This window comes from Micromonospora sp. WMMD1274 (genome assembly GCF_049179035.1).
GTDB lineage: Bacteria > Actinomycetota > Actinomycetes > Mycobacteriales > Micromonosporaceae > Micromonospora > Micromonospora tulbaghiae.
Genome location: NZ_JBMHMG010000001.1, coordinates 4686039 through 4702058, shown reverse-complemented (window position 1 = coordinate 4702058; position 16020 = coordinate 4686039). Strand labels below are relative to the sequence as shown.

At 74.7% G+C, this 16020-nt stretch carries 14 protein-coding genes; 3 read left to right on the top strand and 11 right to left on the bottom strand.

The window, feature by feature from the left end; genetic code table 11:
- Positions 1 to 180: 180 nt before the first annotated feature.
- From gatA to ligA, 4 genes are all read right to left on the bottom strand, one after another.
- Complete coding sequence (gene gatA, locus ACN27D_RS22395) at positions 181 to 1656, bottom strand: Asp-tRNA(Asn)/Glu-tRNA(Gln) amidotransferase subunit GatA (protein WP_120571318.1); 1476 nt, start codon at positions 1654 to 1656, stop codon at positions 181 to 183.
- Positions 1657 to 1732: 76 nt separating this feature from the next.
- Positions 1733 to 2038, bottom strand: a complete 306-nt coding sequence (gene gatC, locus ACN27D_RS22390; protein WP_013284468.1) for an Asp-tRNA(Asn)/Glu-tRNA(Gln) amidotransferase subunit GatC — start codon at positions 2036 to 2038, stop codon at positions 1733 to 1735.
- A gap of 105 nt (positions 2039 to 2143) precedes the next feature.
- Entirely contained in the window at positions 2144 to 4708 is a 2565-nt protein-coding gene (locus ACN27D_RS22385) for a putative bifunctional diguanylate cyclase/phosphodiesterase (protein WP_120571319.1), read from the bottom strand.
- Positions 4709 to 4859: 151 nt separating this feature from the next.
- On the bottom strand, positions 4860 to 7013 hold the full coding sequence (gene ligA / locus ACN27D_RS22380) for an NAD-dependent DNA ligase LigA (RefSeq protein ID WP_421499917.1): 2154 nt from the start codon (positions 7011 to 7013) through the stop codon (positions 4860 to 4862).
- Between the two features lie 183 nt (positions 7014 to 7196).
- Between ligA and ACN27D_RS22375 the strand changes: the two genes are divergently transcribed.
- Positions 7197 to 7832 carry a type II toxin-antitoxin system PemK/MazF family toxin gene (locus ACN27D_RS22375; RefSeq protein WP_421499916.1) on the top strand — a complete coding sequence of 212 codons (636 nt, stop codon included), beginning with the start codon at positions 7197 to 7199 and terminating at the stop codon, positions 7830 to 7832.
- A gap of 131 nt (positions 7833 to 7963) precedes the next feature.
- Here the strand turns inward: ACN27D_RS22375 and ACN27D_RS22370 are convergent, their stop codons facing one another.
- The 7 genes from ACN27D_RS22370 to ACN27D_RS22340 all read right to left on the bottom strand — a co-directional run bounded on the left by ACN27D_RS22370 (position 7964) and on the right by ACN27D_RS22340 (position 14351).
- Positions 7964 to 9001: an ADP-ribosylglycohydrolase family protein gene (locus ACN27D_RS22370; RefSeq protein WP_421499915.1), complete on the bottom strand. Its 1038-nt coding sequence runs from the start codon at positions 8999 to 9001 to the stop codon at positions 7964 to 7966.
- Between the two features lie 26 nt (positions 9002 to 9027).
- Positions 9028 to 9396: a VOC family protein gene (locus tag ACN27D_RS22365; protein WP_184682833.1), complete on the bottom strand. Its 369-nt coding sequence runs from the start codon at positions 9394 to 9396 to the stop codon at positions 9028 to 9030.
- A 37-nt stretch (positions 9397 to 9433) separates the two neighbouring features.
- Positions 9434 to 10438 (bottom strand): methionine synthase, encoded by a 1005-nt coding sequence (locus tag ACN27D_RS22360; RefSeq protein WP_121685879.1) that lies wholly within the window; start codon positions 10436 to 10438, stop codon positions 9434 to 9436.
- 30 nt (positions 10439 to 10468) lie between these two features.
- Positions 10469 to 11545, bottom strand: a complete 1077-nt coding sequence (gene mnmA / locus ACN27D_RS22355) for a tRNA 2-thiouridine(34) synthase MnmA (protein WP_013284461.1) — start codon at positions 11543 to 11545, stop codon at positions 10469 to 10471.
- Between the two features lie 37 nt (positions 11546 to 11582).
- Positions 11583 to 12758, bottom strand: coding sequence for a cysteine desulfurase family protein (locus tag ACN27D_RS22350; protein ID WP_121685877.1), 1176 nt, complete (start codon positions 12756 to 12758; stop codon positions 11583 to 11585).
- A gap of 97 nt (positions 12759 to 12855) precedes the next feature.
- Positions 12856 to 13521 (bottom strand): class F sortase, encoded by a 666-nt coding sequence (locus ACN27D_RS22345; RefSeq protein WP_121685876.1) that lies wholly within the window; start codon positions 13519 to 13521, stop codon positions 12856 to 12858.
- On the bottom strand, positions 13518 to 14351 hold the full coding sequence (locus ACN27D_RS22340) for a DUF4397 domain-containing protein (RefSeq protein WP_120571327.1): 834 nt from the start codon (positions 14349 to 14351) through the stop codon (positions 13518 to 13520). Before ACN27D_RS22340 ends, ACN27D_RS22345 begins: the two co-directional genes overlap by 4 nt.
- Before the next feature lie 240 nt (positions 14352 to 14591).
- On the opposite strand from ACN27D_RS22340, the gene ACN27D_RS22335 reads away from it, so the two are divergent.
- Together ACN27D_RS22335 and ACN27D_RS22330 are read left to right on the top strand one after the other, a co-directional pair.
- A complete protein-coding gene (locus ACN27D_RS22335) occupies positions 14592 to 15197 on the top strand; it encodes an RNA polymerase sigma factor (protein WP_120571328.1) in 606 nt (201 codons plus the stop codon).
- Positions 15151 to 15924, top strand: coding sequence for an anti-sigma factor (locus ACN27D_RS22330; protein WP_421499914.1), 774 nt, complete (start codon positions 15151 to 15153; stop codon positions 15922 to 15924). Before ACN27D_RS22335 ends, ACN27D_RS22330 begins: the two co-directional genes overlap by 47 nt.
- The last annotated feature ends 96 nt before the right edge of the window (positions 15925 to 16020 follow it).

The following is a 16020-nucleotide window of genomic DNA, read 5'->3' as shown; positions in this document are numbered from 1 at the left end:
CCAGTCGATCCAGCAGACTCGGAGTTTATTCGACCAGTGCCAGCGACCCCGGGCAATCCACTGATCGGTGATCACCGTGTCGCCACGACGACAGCCGCGCCCGGCGCGGTCGTGGTGACCGCACCGGGCGCGGGACGTTTCCCGGTACGGAGGCGGGCGAGCGCCTCCGTACCCCCGGGTTCAGAGCGTCGGCGGGGTGAGCGTGCCGACGGCGCTCTCCAGCGCGGCGGCGACCCGGTACATCCGGTCGTCGGCCATGGTCGGCGCCATGATCTGGAAGCCGACCGGGAGCCCCTCGGACAGGCCGCACGGCACCGAGATGGCCGGGCCGCCGTACAGGTTCGTCGGGATGGTGAACAGGTCCGCCAGGTACATCTGGTACGGGTCGGCGGTACGCGACCCGATCGGGAACGCCACGAACGGCGTGGTCGGCGAGATCAGCGCGTCGACCTGCTCGAACGCGCTGGTGAAGTCCCGCGTGATCAGGGTGCGGACCTTCTGCGCCTGACCGTAGTAGGCGTCGTAGTAACCCGACGAGAGCGCGTACGTGCCGATCATGATGCGGCGCTTGACCTCGGGGCCGAAGCCGGCCTCGCGGGTCAGCGACATGACCTCCTCCAGCGACCGGTTGCCGTCGTCGCCGACCCGCAGGCCGAACCGGACGCCGTCGAACCGGGCCAGGTTGGAGGAGCACTCGCTCGGCGCGATCAGGTAGTAGGCCGGCAGCGCGTACTTGAAGTGCGGGCAGGAGATCTCGACGATCTCGGCGCCCAGCTTCGCCAGCGCCTCGGCCGACTCGCGGAACGCGGCCATCACGCCCGGCTCCGCGCCCTCACCGGTGAACTCGGTGACCACGCCGAGCTTCACGCCGGTCAGGTCGCCGGTGGCGCCGCGCCGCGCCGCGGCCACCACGTCCGGCACCGGGGCCGGGATCGAGGTGGAGTCGCGCGGGTCGTGACCGCCGATCGCCTCGTGCAGCAACGCGGCGTCGAGCACGGTACGCGCGCACGGGCCGGGCGTGTCCAGCGACGAGGAGAACGCGACCAGGCCGTAGCGGGAGGTGCCGCCGTAGGTGGGCTTCGCGCCGACGGTGCCGGTGACCGCTCCGGGCTGGCGGATCGAGCCGCCGGTGTCCGAGCCGATCGACAGCGGCGCCTCGTACGCGGCCAGCGCCGCCGCGCTGCCGCCGCCGGAGCCGCCCGGGATCCGGTCGGTGTCCCACGGGTTACGGGTCGGACCGTACGCCGAGTATTCCGTGGAGGAGCCCATCGCGAACTCGTCCATGTTCGTCTTGCCGAGCATCACCGTGCCGGCCGCGCGCAGCCGCTCGACGATCGTCGAGTCGTACGGCGGGCGCCAGCCCTCCAGGATCTTCGACCCGACGGTGGTCGGCACGCCCTTGGTGGTCAGGACGTCCTTCACGGCGACCGGCACACCGGCGAGCGGGCCCAGTTCCTCACCGGCGGCGCGCCGCTCGTCCACGGACCGGGCGGCGGCGAGCGCCCCCTCGGTGTCGACGTGCAGGAACGCGTGCACCCGGTCGTCGACGGCGCCGATGCGGTCCAGGTGGGCCTGGGTGACCTCGACCGCGGAGGTCTCGCCGCTCGCCACCAGCCCGGCGATCTCAACGGCGGTCAGCTTCGTCAGGTCGGTCATGCCGGCACTCCGCTTCGCTCCGTGCCGTCACGACCGACAACCACGCTGAGCCTGATGATTCGCTCGCTGCGCTCGCTCATGAGGCCACATCCTCGTCCAGGATCCGCGGGACGCGGAACCGCTGCTCCTCGGCGTCGGGGGCGCCCGACAGCGCCTCCTGCGGGGTCAGGCCCGGCCGCACCACGTCCTCGCGGAGCACGTTCGTCAGCGGCACGGAGTGGGACGTCGGCGGGATGTCCGCCGCGGCGACCTCGCCGACCTGCGCGACCGACTGGAGGATCACATCCAGCTGGCCGGCGAAGGTGTCCAGTTCCTCCTCCGTGACGGCGAGCCGCGACAGTCGCGCGAGGTGCGCGACCTCCTCGCGGGAGATGGCGGCCATCAGTGCCCCCTTCGTGGCTGTCCTGAGACGTCTGCGGTGGGCCGGCCGCGCGTACGGGCGTGCTCGATGACGCGCGGTGACCGGAGCGAGTCTATTGTCCCGCCGTCACGACGACGCCTTCGACTCCCCCTCCGGCGCCGGACCGCTGCGGCTCCCCGCCTCCACCGGGCGCACCGGACGGTAGCGGGACAGCCAGGCCACCAGATCCTCGGCCGGCATCGGCCGGGCGTGGAACCAGCCCTGCGCGACGTCGCACCCGGCGGCGTGCAGCAGCCGCCAGGTGCGCTCGTCCTCCACGCCCTCGGCCACCACCCGCAGCCCGAGCGCGCCGGCCAGTTCGATCATCGAGCGGACGATCGCGGCGTCGTCCGGGTCCTCGGCCATCCCGAGGACGAACGACCGGTCCACCTTCACCTCGGACAGCGGGAGCCGGCGCAGGTGCTGCAGCGACGAATAGCCGGTGCCGAAGTCGTCGAGCGCGATGCCGACGCCGATCCGGTGCAGCTGGGTGATGCTGGCGAGCACCCGCCGCGGGTCGGCCATCAGCGCGCCTTCGGTGATCTCCACCTGGAGGCGCTCCGGCGGCACGCCGTACCGGGCCAGGCGGTCGGCGATCTGGTCGGCGATCTCGCCGGTGTGCAGGTCACGGACGCTGACGTTGAGCGCGGCCCGCAGCGTGAGCCCGGCCGCCGACCACTTGGCGAGCTGCTCCACCACGTCGTCCACCACGCGGCGGGTGAGCAGCCGCATCACCGCGCTCTGCTCCGCGACCTGGATCAGCTCGCCCGGGTCGACCATGCCCCGGCGCGGGTGCCGCCAGCGCAGCAGCGCCTCGACGCCGACCACTTCGCCGGTCGCGATGGCGATCTGCGGCTGGTAGTACATGGTGATCTCGCCCGGGTGCGCGGCCTGGTCGTCCGGCTCGGCGGTCGTGCTCCCGTCGGCGGTCGGGCCGATGACGCCCGGCGCGCCCGTACTCACCGCGGCCTGCGCGTCGTGCCCGGTGCCGGCCTCGACGTCGTGCCCGGCGTCCGTCCCGCGCGCGGTCTCCGCGTCGGCATCCCCGCCACCGGCCACGAGCGGCGCCACCACCGCTGCGGTGCCGCCGGCGCGCGCGGCCCGGCTGCGGATCGGGTCGGCGCCGGTGAGGATCCGCTCGATCAGGTCGTCGTCGTGCCGCTCCTCCGCCCGGTCCCGGCGACGCCGCAGCCACCGGTTCGGCCCGTCGCCGGACCGCCCGCGGCCGCCGTCGCGCGCCGGGCGCTGGTTGCGGGCCGGGCGGTCGGCCCGGACCGGCAGCGCCGGCTGGAGGGCGGCGCCGTCACCCCCGCGTACGCCGACCGTCTCGCCGCCCTGCGCGGACGGGCCGGACTCCAGCACCCGCCGCAGGTCGGCCAGCAGACTCAGCCGCTCGGCCGAGTTGTGGTCGGACTCCGGCGCGTAGACCGCCACCGTGTCGTTGCGGTGCTTCGCGTCGTACATGGCCACGTCGGCGTGACGCATCAGGGTGGCGAAGTCCTCGCCGTGGTCGGGGTAGAGCGCGATGCCGATGGCGCCGCCCACGTCCAGCGGCAGCCCGTCCAGCGGCACCGGCTCGGCGAGCGCGGCCACCACCCGGTCGGCCCGCTCGCGGGCCTGGTCGATGTCGGTGAGCCGGGGTACGACGATGGCGAACTCGTCGCCGCCGAGCCGCGCCACCATGTCACCGCCGTCCACAGCGCCCATCAGCCGGGCGCTCACCTCGACCAGCAGGCGGTCACCCACGGCGTGCCCGAGCGCGTCGTTGACGTGCTTGAACCGGTCCAGGTCGAGCAGCAGCAGCGCCAGGTGGGCGTCCGGCGCGCCCCGGGCGGCCCGGTCGCCGTGCAGGTGCACCTGCTCGGCCACCTCGGTCAGCAGCGCCTTGCGGTTGGGCAGCCCGGTGAGCGGGTCCACGTCGGCGAGCTGTTCCCGTTCGGCGGAGAGCCGGGCCATCCGGTAGACCGCGAACAGCGGCACCAGCACCAGCGGGATCAGCGCCGCGCTGGCCCGGGCGGCGGCCACCAGCACCGGCGCGAGCAGCAGCAGCGAACCGGTGGCGAGCAGCTCGTAGGCCAGGCCGCTGCGGACGCTGGGCCACCAGCGGTCGCCGAAGCGCAACCGGACCGCCGAGCTGACCAGCCCGTAGTTGACCACGAACCAGGCGACAGTCGCGCCGCCCACCGCCGCCACGTCGGTCCAGTGCAACCGGCCGCCGTCGAACAGCTCACCCGGGCCGATCCGGGTGACGGCGTACGCGGCGGCCAGCGCGCACGCGTACTGCGCCGCGTTGAAGCCGGTGCGCCAGGGGGCGTACCCGAGCCGCCAGCCGCTGACCGCGACCGCCACGGCCTGCACCGCGACGGCCGGACCGAAGCCCCAGCCGAGCAGGATGGCGAAGGTGAAGCAGGTCGACGGGAACACCGCCGAGGTCTGCCGCCGGCCGGGCGGGACGAACGGGCGGGCGTCGCAGGCGACAGCGAGCGCCGCCATGGTCCAGAACGCGGCCGGCAGTCCGCTCCACCTGTCGGCGAGCGCGACGAGCGGACCGGCCGAGACCGCCAGGGCGACGACGCCGATCGCGCCGACGAAGCCGAAGAACGGCCCGCTCCGCCCGGGCGGGACGGAGTTACGCGGGTCGCCGGTCTCCATCGCACCTCCCGGGGAACGTCCTGGCGCGCGCCGTCACGCGTCGTACGCCAATGAAACGCCCTCCGAGGCGATTTCCCCGACACGACAGTCACGAATCGGTCGTAGTCGTAATTAACTTGGTATCCGCCGGACAGAAGCTGTGACCAGCCTGTCAGTCCTCCACCCGAGCCACCTCGCGGGCCGCCTCCGGGCCGGAGTCCAGCAGGACGCGGAATCCGTCCTCGTCGAGGATCGGCAGTTTCAGCGTGGCGGCCTTGTCGGCCTTGGAGCCGGGATTGTCGCCGACCACCACGAAGCCGGTCTTCTTGGAGACCGAGCCGGTCACCTTGCCGCCCCGGGCCTGGATCGCCTCGGCCGCCTGGTCACGGCTGAACCCGCTGAGCGTGCCGGTGACCACCACAGTGACGCCGTCGAGCGGTCGCGGCCCCTCGTCGGCGGCCTCCTCGGCCATCCGTACGCCCGCCTCGGCCCACTTGCGCACCACGTCGCGGTGCCAGTCGACAGCGAACCACTCCTTCACGCTCGCCGCGATGGTCGGGCCGACGCCGTCCACCGAGGACAGCTCCTCCTCGCTCGCGGCCTCGATCGCGGCGACCGAGCGGAAGTGCCGGGCGAGCGCCTGGGCGGCGGTCGGGCCGACGTGCCGGATGGACAGCGCCACCAGCACGCGCCACAGGTCGCGTTCCTTGGCCTCGGCGAGGTTGTCGAGCAGCTTGGTGGCGTTGCTGCCCAGGCTGCCGTCCTTGTTGACGAAGAACGGCGACCGGCTCAACTGCTCGGCGTCGAGCTGGAACAGGTCGCCCTCGTTGGTGATGATCTGGGCGTCGAGCAGCGCCGCCGCGCCCTTCTCGCCCAGCACCTCGATGTCGAGCACCTTGCGGCTGGCCAGGTAGAAGACCCGCTCGCGGATCTGACCGGGGCAGGCCCGCCCGTTGGGGCAGCGGATGTCGACGTCGCTCTCCTTGGCCGGCGCGAGCGGCGTGCCGCAGGCCGGGCAGGTGGTCGGCATGACGAACGGGCGGGCGTCGGCCGGGCGCAGCTCGACCACCGGGCCGAGCACCTCGGGGATCACGTCGCCGGCCTTGCGCAGCACCACCGTGTCACCGATGAGCACGCCCTTGCGCTCGACCTCGCGGGCGTTGTGCAGCGTGGCCAGCGCCACTGTGGAGCCGGCCACCCGGACCGGTTCGAGGACGGCGAACGGGGTGACCCGGCCGGTGCGCCCGACGTTGACGTCGATGTCGAGCAGCTTGGTGTTCACCTCCTCGGGCGGGTATTTGAAGGCGATCGCCCAGCGCGGCGCGCGGCTGGTCGAGCCGAGACGGCCCTGGATGGAGACCGGGTCGACCTTGACCACCACGCCGTCGATCTCGTGCTCGACGTCGTGCCGGTGCTTGCCGTAGTAGGCGATGTAGTCCGCGACGCCGGCCAGGTCGTCCACCACCCGCCACCTGTCGCTGGTGGGCAGCCCCCACGCCTTGAGCGCAGCGTACGACTCGGACTGCGCGGCCGGCCGGAACCCGCTGCGCGCGCCGATGCCGTGCACCACCAGGCGCAGCGGGCGGGACGCGGTCACCCGGGGGTCCTTCTGCCGCAGGCTGCCGGCGGCGGCGTTGCGCGGGTTGGCGAACGGCGCCTTGCCCTGCTCGACCAGGCTCGCGTTCAGGTCGGCGAACGCGGCCACCGGGAAGTAGATCTCGCCGCGCACCTCGATCAGATCCGGCACGTCGGGGAAGTCGTCGGCCGGGGTCAGCCGGGCCGGCACCCCCTTGATGCTGCGCACGTTGGCGGTGACGTCCTCGCCGGTGCGGCCGTCGCCCCGGGTCGCGGCGCGCACCAGCCGGCCCTTCTCGTAGGTCAGGTTGATGGCGAGCCCGTCGACCTTCAGCTCGCACAGGTAGGGCACCGGACCGCCCGCGTCGCGCTCGACCCGCTCGGACCAGGCCGCCAGCTCCTCGTCCGCGAAGGCGTTGTCGAGCGAGAGCATCCGCTCGGCGTGCGCGACCGGCGTGAAGTCGGTGGAGAAGGTGCCGCCGACCCGCTGGGTGGGCGAGTCGGGCGTGCGCAGCGCCGGGTATTCGGCCTCCAGCGCCTCCAGCTCCCGCAGCTGCCTGTCGAACTCCGCGTCGGTGACGGTCGGCGCGTCGAGCACGTAGTAGCGGTACTGGTGTTCGGTCAGCTCCTGGCTGAGCGTGGCGTGCCGCTCCCGGGCCGCCGGGGTCGGCTCGGCACCCGCCGCCGCGTCCTGGGCCGCGTCGACCGCTGGGGGAACCGCTTCTTCGGACACGCCGCCGCCTTCGGACACCGCTGTCGACCTCCCGTGTTCGTGCTACCCGAGAACCGTAGCGGTCGGGGGTGACAGTCGTCCGGCCACCCGCGCCGAGCAGGGCGAACCGGCGCCGGTCGCGCCGCCGGGCGGGTGCGGCCCGGCCGTGCGACGATCGCGTCGGCGGTGCTGGGCGACAACGGTCGGGAAGGCGGGCGACGGATGCGCGACGGGGTGATCTGGGCGCTGGTGATCGTGGCCTGCGTCGCGGCCGGCTGGCTGTGGAACGACTGGCGTCGCCGCTCGGCCGAACGCGCCGCCGGGACGCGCGACCGGGCCGGTGGACGGCAGCCGGGCACCGGCCGTGGCAGCCGGAGCAGCGGGCCGGGCGGCGACCGGCCCGGCACCGACCGGGCCGGCGGTGGACGTGGGGACGACCGGCCCGGCGGCGGGCGCCGCGGTGACCGGGCCGGCGGCGGGTCGCGAGGTGAGCGCGTCGGCGCGCCGCCGAGGCCGCGGGGCGCCCGGGCCGACCGGGACGAGCCCCGGCCCGGGGAGATCTGGTGGGCCGACGTGCCCTACGCCGACGGAACCGGTTCCAAGGTGCGCCCCTGCCTGGTGCTGCGCGTCGACGGCCGGGACGCCGAGGTGCTGAAGATCACCAGCCAGGACAAGTCGGACCGGGACGACCACCTGCCGATCCCGACGCGGGACTGGGATCCGGACGCCGACCACGACAGCTACCTGGACGTCAGCGAGCCGATCCCGGTGCCGCTGAGCGCGTTCGCCGACCGGGCCGGCACCTGCGACCCGGCCCTGTGGCGCGGCATCCGCCGCCTCGACCACCTCACCGGCTGACCCGTCCGCGGCAGCCGGCACCCGGACCCGCCCACCCCGCGAGCCGAACCGGCGCCCGAAACCACCCGCGCGAGCCGGAAGCGGCGTCCGAACCACCCGCGCGAGCGGGAGCCGGTGCGGCTGTCCGGCCCTCAGCGCGCGGGCTGGACCCCTCCGTCGAATGCGGCGGCGAGCGCGGTGAGCTGACCGGCGTACTCGATCCGGCCGGCCCACCCGGCGGGCCAGGCGGCCATGCCGTACGCGGCGCCGACGAACGCGCCGGCCAGGGCGGCGATGGAGTCCGAGTCACCGGCGGTGGTGGCGCCCCGGGCCAGCGCGCCGACCGGGTCGTCGGTGTGGCGCAGCGCGCAGAGCAGCGCGGTGGCGAGCGCCTCCTCGGCGATCCACCCCTCGCCGGTGAACCGGCACGGGTCGCCGCCGTCGTCCGGGCGGGCCAGCGCCGCCTCCAGCCGGCCGAGCACGCGCAGGCAGTCGTCCCAGCCCCGGGCGACGAACTCGGCCGCGCTGCTCTCGTCGGGCCGCTGCCACAGGTCGCCCAGCCAGTCGTCCCGGTAGACGGTGCGCTGCTCCCGGGCCCGCTCGGTGAGCAGGCCGGGCAGCTCCGGCAGCGCCGCACCGTCGCGCAGCAGCCGGACCGCGTACGCGGTCAGCTCGCTCGCCGCCAGCCCGGTCGGGTGGCCGTGGGTGAGACCGGCCTGGAGCTGGGCCAGCCCGGCCATCGTGTCCAGGTCGACGTCGAGCAGCCCGACCGGGGTGACCCGCATGTTCGCGCCGCAGCCCTTGGAACCGGCGACCGTGGCCTCCTGCCAGCGGGCACCCCGGGCCAGCTCGGCGCAGGCCCGCAGGCAGGTCATGCCGGGGGCGCGGTTGTTCTCCGGGCTGACCGACCAGTCGACGAAGCGCTGCCGCAGCAGCGGCTCCACCGCCCCGGCCGTGTACGCGGGCGCGTCGTGCAGCGCCCACGCCACGGCCAGCGCCATCTGGGTGTCGTCGGTGACCAGGGCCGGGTCGCCGGTCAGCTCGCGCGGACCGCCCGGACCGTAGCGCCGGACGATCTCGGTGACGGTGAGGAACTCGGTCGGCTTGCCCAGGGCGTCGCCGTAGGCCAGGCCGAACAGCGAACCGGCGGCGCGGCCGGTGGCGGTGGAGGCGGTCACGGTGGCGATCATGCCCCCGCCGCGCAAGTCGCGGAAGATCAGTCCCAGCAGAGGCAGAACGGGTGACCGGCCGGGTCGGCGTAGACCCGGAAGCCCTCCCCCTCACCCGGCAGCCGCCGCGCGCCGAGCGCCAGCGCCGCCTTCTCGGCCGCCTCGATGTCGTCGACCGTCACGTCGAGGTGGAACTGCTGCGGCCGGGCCGGGTCGGGCCAGTCGGGGGCGCGCAGGCCGGGCGCCCGCTGGAAGGCCACCCGCGGCTGGTGCCCGGGCGGGCCGCCGAGCACCACCCACTCGTCGCCGTCGGAGTTCTCCTCCACCAAGGGCAGGCCGAGCAGCTCGGAGTAGAAGGCGGCGAGCGCGTGCGGATCGGGGCAGTCGATCACTGTGGAACGCAGTCGTCCAATCATGCCGGTCATCGTGCCCGGCGGGTACGACGGAAAAACGTCAGTCCTCGGCGAGCCGCCGGCCGGCGTCGCGGCAGGCGGTGAGCACCGCGCGGGCGTACGCCGGGGTGGCGCCGGCCAGACCGCACGCGGGGGTGACCACCACCTGCTCGGCCAGCCGGCGACGGGGGAAGCCGAGCTGGTCCCAGACCCGCCGGATGCGGTCGGCGACCTCGGCCGACGTCGGCGCCCGCCCGGACGGCGGCGGCAGCGTCGGCGCGGCACCGGCCAGCAGCCCGAGCCCGGCGTCGATCGCCTCGCCGAGCGGGTCGAGGTCGGTGACGAGCGACAGGTCGAGCGCGACGCCCACGGCCCCGGCGGACCGGATCAGCTCCAGCGGGGCGTCCGGCGCGCAGCAGTGCACGAGCGCCGGGACGCCGGCCGCCTCCATCACGTCGTGCAGCAGCCCGCGCGCCACCTCGGTCTCCACCGGTCGGTGGGTGCCGAAGCCGCTCTCGGTGGGAACCCGGCCGGCCAGCACCGCCGGCAGGGACGGCTCGTCGAGCTGGAGCAGCACCGAGGCGCGGGGCAGCCGCCGGGTCACCGCTTCGACGTGCCCGCGCAGCCCCTCGCCGAGCGAGCCGGCGAGATCGCGTACCGCGCCCGGGTCGCGCAGCATCCGGCCGCCGATCGGCAGCTCCAGCGCGGCGGCGAGGGTGAACGGGCCGGCCGCCTGGACCTTGACCGGTCCGGCGTACTCCTCGGCCTGCTCGGCGAGCTGGTCGAGGTCGCGTTCCATCAGGTCGCGGGCGCGGCGCAGGTCGCGGCCGGGGCGCGGGGCGATCCGCCAGCGGGCCGCGTACAGCTCGACCGGAAGTTCGACGAGCAGGCCGGCGGTGCGGCCGACGATGTCCGCGCCCGGCCCTCGCGCGGGCAGCTCGGGCAGGTGCGGCAGGGCGGGCAGCTCGCCGAGCACGATCCGCTGCGCCTCGGCGATGTCGGTGCCGGGCAGCGAACCGATGCCGGTCGCCGCGCCGGTGGGCCAGGGCCACGCCTGCTCAGTCACGGCCGCAGCCTATCCGCTGCCCGTCGCCGGTCAGGCAGCGGTGATGGTGGCGGAGCCGAGGACGACGTCGCCGGCCGGGTCCGGCCGGTAGGCCACGATCGCCTGGCCGGCGGCGACACCCCGCACCGGGCGGCGCAGCGACGCGCGCAGCCCGTCGGCGTCGACCTCGACCGCGGCCGGCACCACGTCGCCGTGCGCCCGGAGCTGCACCTCGCACTCGACCGGCCCGTCCGGGCGCGGCCCGCCGGTCCACACCGGGCGGGTGGCCCGCACGTCGGACACCTCCAGCGCCTCGGCCGGGCCGACCGTCACGGTGTTCGTGGTCGGGGTGATGGACAGGACGTAGCGGGGCCGGCCGTCCGGCGCCGGGCGGTCCAGGTGCAGGCCACGCCGCTGCCCGACGGTGTACTGGTAGGCGCCGCTGTGGCTGCCCACCACCGCGCCGGTGAGCGCGTCCACCACCTGGCCCGGCGCCTCGCCGAGCCGCTCGGCCAGGAAGCCGCGGGTGTCGCCGTCGGCGATGAAGCAGATGTCGTGCGAGTCCGGCTTGTCGGCCACGGCGAGGCCGCGCCGGGCGGCCTCCGCGCGCACCTCGGCCTTCGTCGAGTCGCCGAGCGGGAAGATCGACCGGTCGAGCTGCGCGCGGGTCAGCACCGCCAGCACGTACGACTGGTCCTTGGCCGCGTCCACGCTGCGCCGCAGCAGGCCGTCGGCGCCGAGCCGGGCGTGGTGGCCGGTGACCACCGCGTCGAAGCCCAGGGCCACGGCCCGGTCCAGCACCGCCGCGAACTTGATCTTCTCGTTGCAGCGCAGGCAGGGATTCGGGGTACGCCCGGCGGCGTACTCGGCCACGAAGTCGTCCACCACGTCGTCGTGGAACCGGTCGGCCATGTCCCACACGTAGAACGGGATGCCGAGCACGTCGGCGGCGCGCCGGGCGTCCCGGGAGTCCTCCAGCGTGCAGCAGCCCCGGGCGCCGGTGCGGTACGTCTGCGGGTTGCGGGCCAGCGCCAGGTGCACGCCCGTCACGTCGTGCCCGGCCTCCACCGCCCGTGCCGCCGCGACGGCGGAGTCCACCCCGCCCGACATCGCCGCCAGAACCCTCACCGGCCCACTCCCCTCGTCCTCACCGAGCGTATCCGGATCAGCGGGGAGTACGGAGGGCGGCCGCGCGGCGGGCCCGCTCCACCGCGGCCGGCAGCGCGGCGATCAGCGCGTCCACGTCCGCGCCGGTGCTCGTGTGCCCGAGCGTGAAGCGCAGCGAGGACCGGGCCCGGTCGTCGTCGGCGCCCATGGCCAGCAGCACGTGTGAGGGCTGGGCCACCCCGGCGGAGCAGGCCGACCCGGTCGAGCAGGCGATGCCCTGGGCGTCCAGGAGCAGCAGCAGCGCGTCCCCCTCGCAGCCGGGGAAGGAGAAGTGCGCGTTGCCCGGGAGCCGGTCGGCCGGGTCGCCGTTGAAGATCACCTCGGGGACGGCCTGCCGGACCCGCTCGACCAGCTCGTCGCGGAGCGCGGCGACGCGGGCGGCGTACTCCTGCTGGCCCTTGACCGCGCTCTCGACGGCGACCGCGAACGCGACGATGCCCGCGGTGTCGAGCGTCCCGGAGCGTACGTCGCGCTCCTGGCCGCCGCCGTGCAGCAGCGGGGTGGCCGCCACGTCGCGGGCCAGCAGCAGCGCGCCCACGCCGGCCGGGCCGCCGAGCTTGTGCCCGGTCACGGTGAGCGCCGACACGCCGCTGGCGGCGAAGTCGACCGGGACCTGCCCGACCGCCTGGATGGCGTCGGTGTGGAACGGCACCCCGTGCTCGGCGGCGACGGCGGCCAGCTCGGCCACCGGCTGGACGGTGCCCACCTCGTTGTTCGCCCACATGGCGGTGACCACCGCGACGCGCTCGCCGTGCTCGGCCAGCTCGGCGCGCAGTCGCTCCGGATCGAGCCGCCCGGCCGCGTCGACCGGAAGCCAGCCGGCCTGCGCGCTCTCGTGCTCGACCAGCCAGTCCACCGCGTCGAGGACGGCGTGGTGCTCGACCGCGCTGGAGACCACCCGGACCCGGTCGGCGCGGGCGGCGCGACGGGCCCAGAAGACGCCCTTCACGGCGAGGTTGTCGCTCTCCGTGCCGCCGCCGGTGAAGATCACCTCGGAGGGGCGGGCGCCGAGCGCGGCGGCCACCCGCTCGCGGGACTCCTCCACCCGCCGCCGGGCCCGGCGACCCGCCGCGTGCAGCGACGAGGCGTTGCCGACCTCGCGGGCGACAGCGACGTACGCCTCGAGTGCCTCGTCCAGCATCGGGGTCGTCGCGGCGTGATCAAGGTATGCCATCACGGTTCAGCCTAACGGCCTGCGTACCCGGCCCCGGGGGCCGGACCGCCCCGTCCCACCCGGGGCGGTCCGGCCCGCTCACGCGGGCCCGTCATGGTCACGCGGGAACGGCCGTGACCACGATGTTGTCCCGGTAGCTGCGGGTCTTCGCGTCGAACGGCCCACCGCAGGTGATCAGCGTGAGGCGCGGCTTGCCGTCACGCGCGAAGTACCGCTCCAGCGGGATCTTCGACTTCCGGTACTCCTCCCGGGCCACCACCCGGTAGGAGCGCTCGCGGCCGTCCGAGCCGGTGGCGGTGAGCTCGTCCCCCCGGCCCAGCTCACGCAGCCGGAAGAACGCCCCCTTGCCCTGCTCGGCGCTGTCCACGTGCCCGGCGATCACCACCGAGCCGGCACCGGCCTCCAGGCCCGGGCCGTAGCGGTACCAGCCGACCTGGTCCACGCTGGGCGGCACCTCGAACTCGTCGGTGCGCTCGTTGACGCCCACCGGGTTGACGGTGGCGGTGACCCGGATCGGCGGGATGCTCAGCTTCACCGGCGGCACGATCTCGGCGCCGGCGGGCAGCGTGCCCGGGTTCACCGGGACCGAGCCGCCGCCGGTCGCCGAGGGCGCGGGTGTGGGCGTGGCACTGGCCAGCGCCGTCACCTCGTCGCCGCCGACGTCCTCGGCGGGCTCGGATCCGCACGCCACCACTGTCGCCAGGGTGAGCGCGGCGGCGCCGGCGGCCATCGCCGCCAGCGCCCCGCGGTTGCGCACCGTCACCGGCGACCGGCCCGGGCGGTTGCCGCCACCCGCGCCCCGCCGCCGACCAGGAGCAGCACGCCGGCCCCGGCCAGCACGTACCACCAGGTGTCCACGCCGGTGCCGGCCTGGCCGCCGGTGCCGCTGGGCACGCCGCCCGGCGCCGAGTGCAGGCCGCTGATGGTCTGGGCGACCACGTTCAGGTTCTTCGCCTCGGCCGAGCCGATCGCGTAGACGATGGTGGCGGTGCCCTCCTTCAGGTTCAGGTCGGCCGGGCCGATGGCGACGGTGTCGGTGCCGGCGAGCACCACGTCCGCCTCGACCGAGCCGGCGGCCACGTCCGCCTTGGCCTCCTTCGGGTTGGTCAGGTTCTCGAAGACCGGCTTCCCACCGGCCCGCACGTCGACGGCCGGGGCGGCGGCGGTGTGCCGGACGATCAGCCGGGCCTTGCCGGCGCCCACCTTGGACACGTCGTTGACGAACGGGGTGATCTGCGGCTCGCCGGCGGCGCTGAGGTGGGCGGCGAGGCTGATGTTCGCCCCGCCCGGCACCTCGGCGTCGTCCACCTTCAGGATCGCCTTGTCGATCGCCTCGCCGGGCTTGGTCAGGGCGATGTCGTACTCCCCCTCGGGCAGGGTGAGCGGGCCGGCGACGTCGCCGGGCTTGAAGTTGTTCAGCGTCTTCTCGCCGTTGACGTACACGTCGACCGGGGTGTCCGGGATGCCGTGGACCACGGAGACCTTCGACGAGGCGGCGTAGGCCGGGCTCATGGTGGCGGCGCCGACGCCGGCGAAGGTGAGGGCGGCCACCGCGCCGCCCGCGGCGACCCGACGGAACATCGCGTACTGCATTGTCTGCCTCCTGGTGGTTGATGCTGATTCGTCAGGCCTGGCTTGCAGAACGGGTTACGCCGGCTCCGTCGCCCCCGGATGCGCCCGGATCCGATTTCTTTTTCCCGTCTCCGGGCGCATCCGCCGGACCCTGCGGCGACGAAGGAGAGGTGACGAGGGTCGTGACGGACACACCGGGAGAGTGGGGCGGGGGCTGTGGGAGTTACAGTCGGGCATGCCCCACGGAAGGCGAGCCGCCCGGTGACGGCGGCCAGGCAGGGCCCCGAACCGCCGGGCGAGGACGACCTCGCCACCCGGTTCCGCGACGGCGACGAGGCGGCCCTGCGAGAGGCGTACGACAGGTACGGGCGGGCGGTGCTGCACCTGGCCACCACGACGCTCGTGAACCGCAGTGACGCCGAGGACGTGACCCAGGCGACGTTCGTCGCCGCCTGGCTCGGCCGGGAGACGTTCGACCCGGCGAAAGGCTCACTGGTCGGCTGGCTGCTCGGGATCGGGCGGCGCAAGGTGGTCGACCGGATCCGGGCCGCGGCCCGGGAGACCCGGGTGGTCGAGACGGTGAAGCAACTGCCGGAGCCGGTCTCCACCGGCCCCGACCCGGACACCGTGGTCGACCGGCTGGTGGTCGCCGACGAACTGGCCCGGCTCCCCGACGAACAACGCCGGATGCTGGAGCTGGCGTTCTACGACGACCTGACACACCAGCAGATCGCGGCGGTGACCGGAGTGCCGCTCGGCACCGTCAAGAGTCACATCAGACGCGGCATGCAGAGCCTGAAACGCAGATGGGAGGTGGACGGTGCAGCACCTGGACCACGACCGGCTGGTCTTTCTGGCGCTCGGTGAGAGCGAGGCGGCTGACGGCGAGGCCACCCATCTGGACACCTGCGACCACTGCCGGGGCGAGATGGAGTCGCTCCAGCACGTCGCCGGGCTCGGCGCCGGCACCCAGGGCCTGGCCGACCTGCCCGACCCGCCGGAGCACATCTGGCAGGGCATCGTGGCCGAGATCCGGGCCGCCGAGGAACTGCCGGCGCTGACCGATCGGCGCCTGCCGCGCCCGGCCGACCCGGTGGAGCCGGCCGCCGTACCCGTCGTGGCACGTCGTCCGCGGCGGAGCCGGCGCTGGCCGGGGTGGGCGACCACGGCGGTCACCGCCACCGCCGCCGCGGTGATCGGCGTGGCCGGCACGGCCGCGGTGCTCGGCGGTGGCGGCGGCGAGCCGGCCGACCCCGAGCCGCCGGTGGTGGCCAGCGCGCCGCTCGCCGCGTTCGGCGCGACGCCGAAGGACGCCTCCGGCGACGCCCGGGTGCTCGGTGACAACCGGTTGCATCTGCACGTGGCGAATCTCCCGAGCGTTCCGGGGTACTACGAGGTCTGGCTGATCGATCCGAACACGATGGAGATGTTCTCCGTGGGTACGCTGAGCAACGGCTCGGGGGATGCGCTGCTGCCGATCCCCTCGAACGTCGACCTGCGCACCTACACCGTGGTCGACGTCAGCGCGGAGCAGTACGACAACAAGCCCGGCCACTCCGGCGACAGCCTGCTGAGGGGCACCCTGACGGGCTGATCGGCGGGCCGGCTCAGCTCCCCGGCCCGCCGATCAGCTCCCTACGAGAAAGGCCGCCGCCCGGTGCACCGGGCGGCGGCCTTCTCTCACGCGACG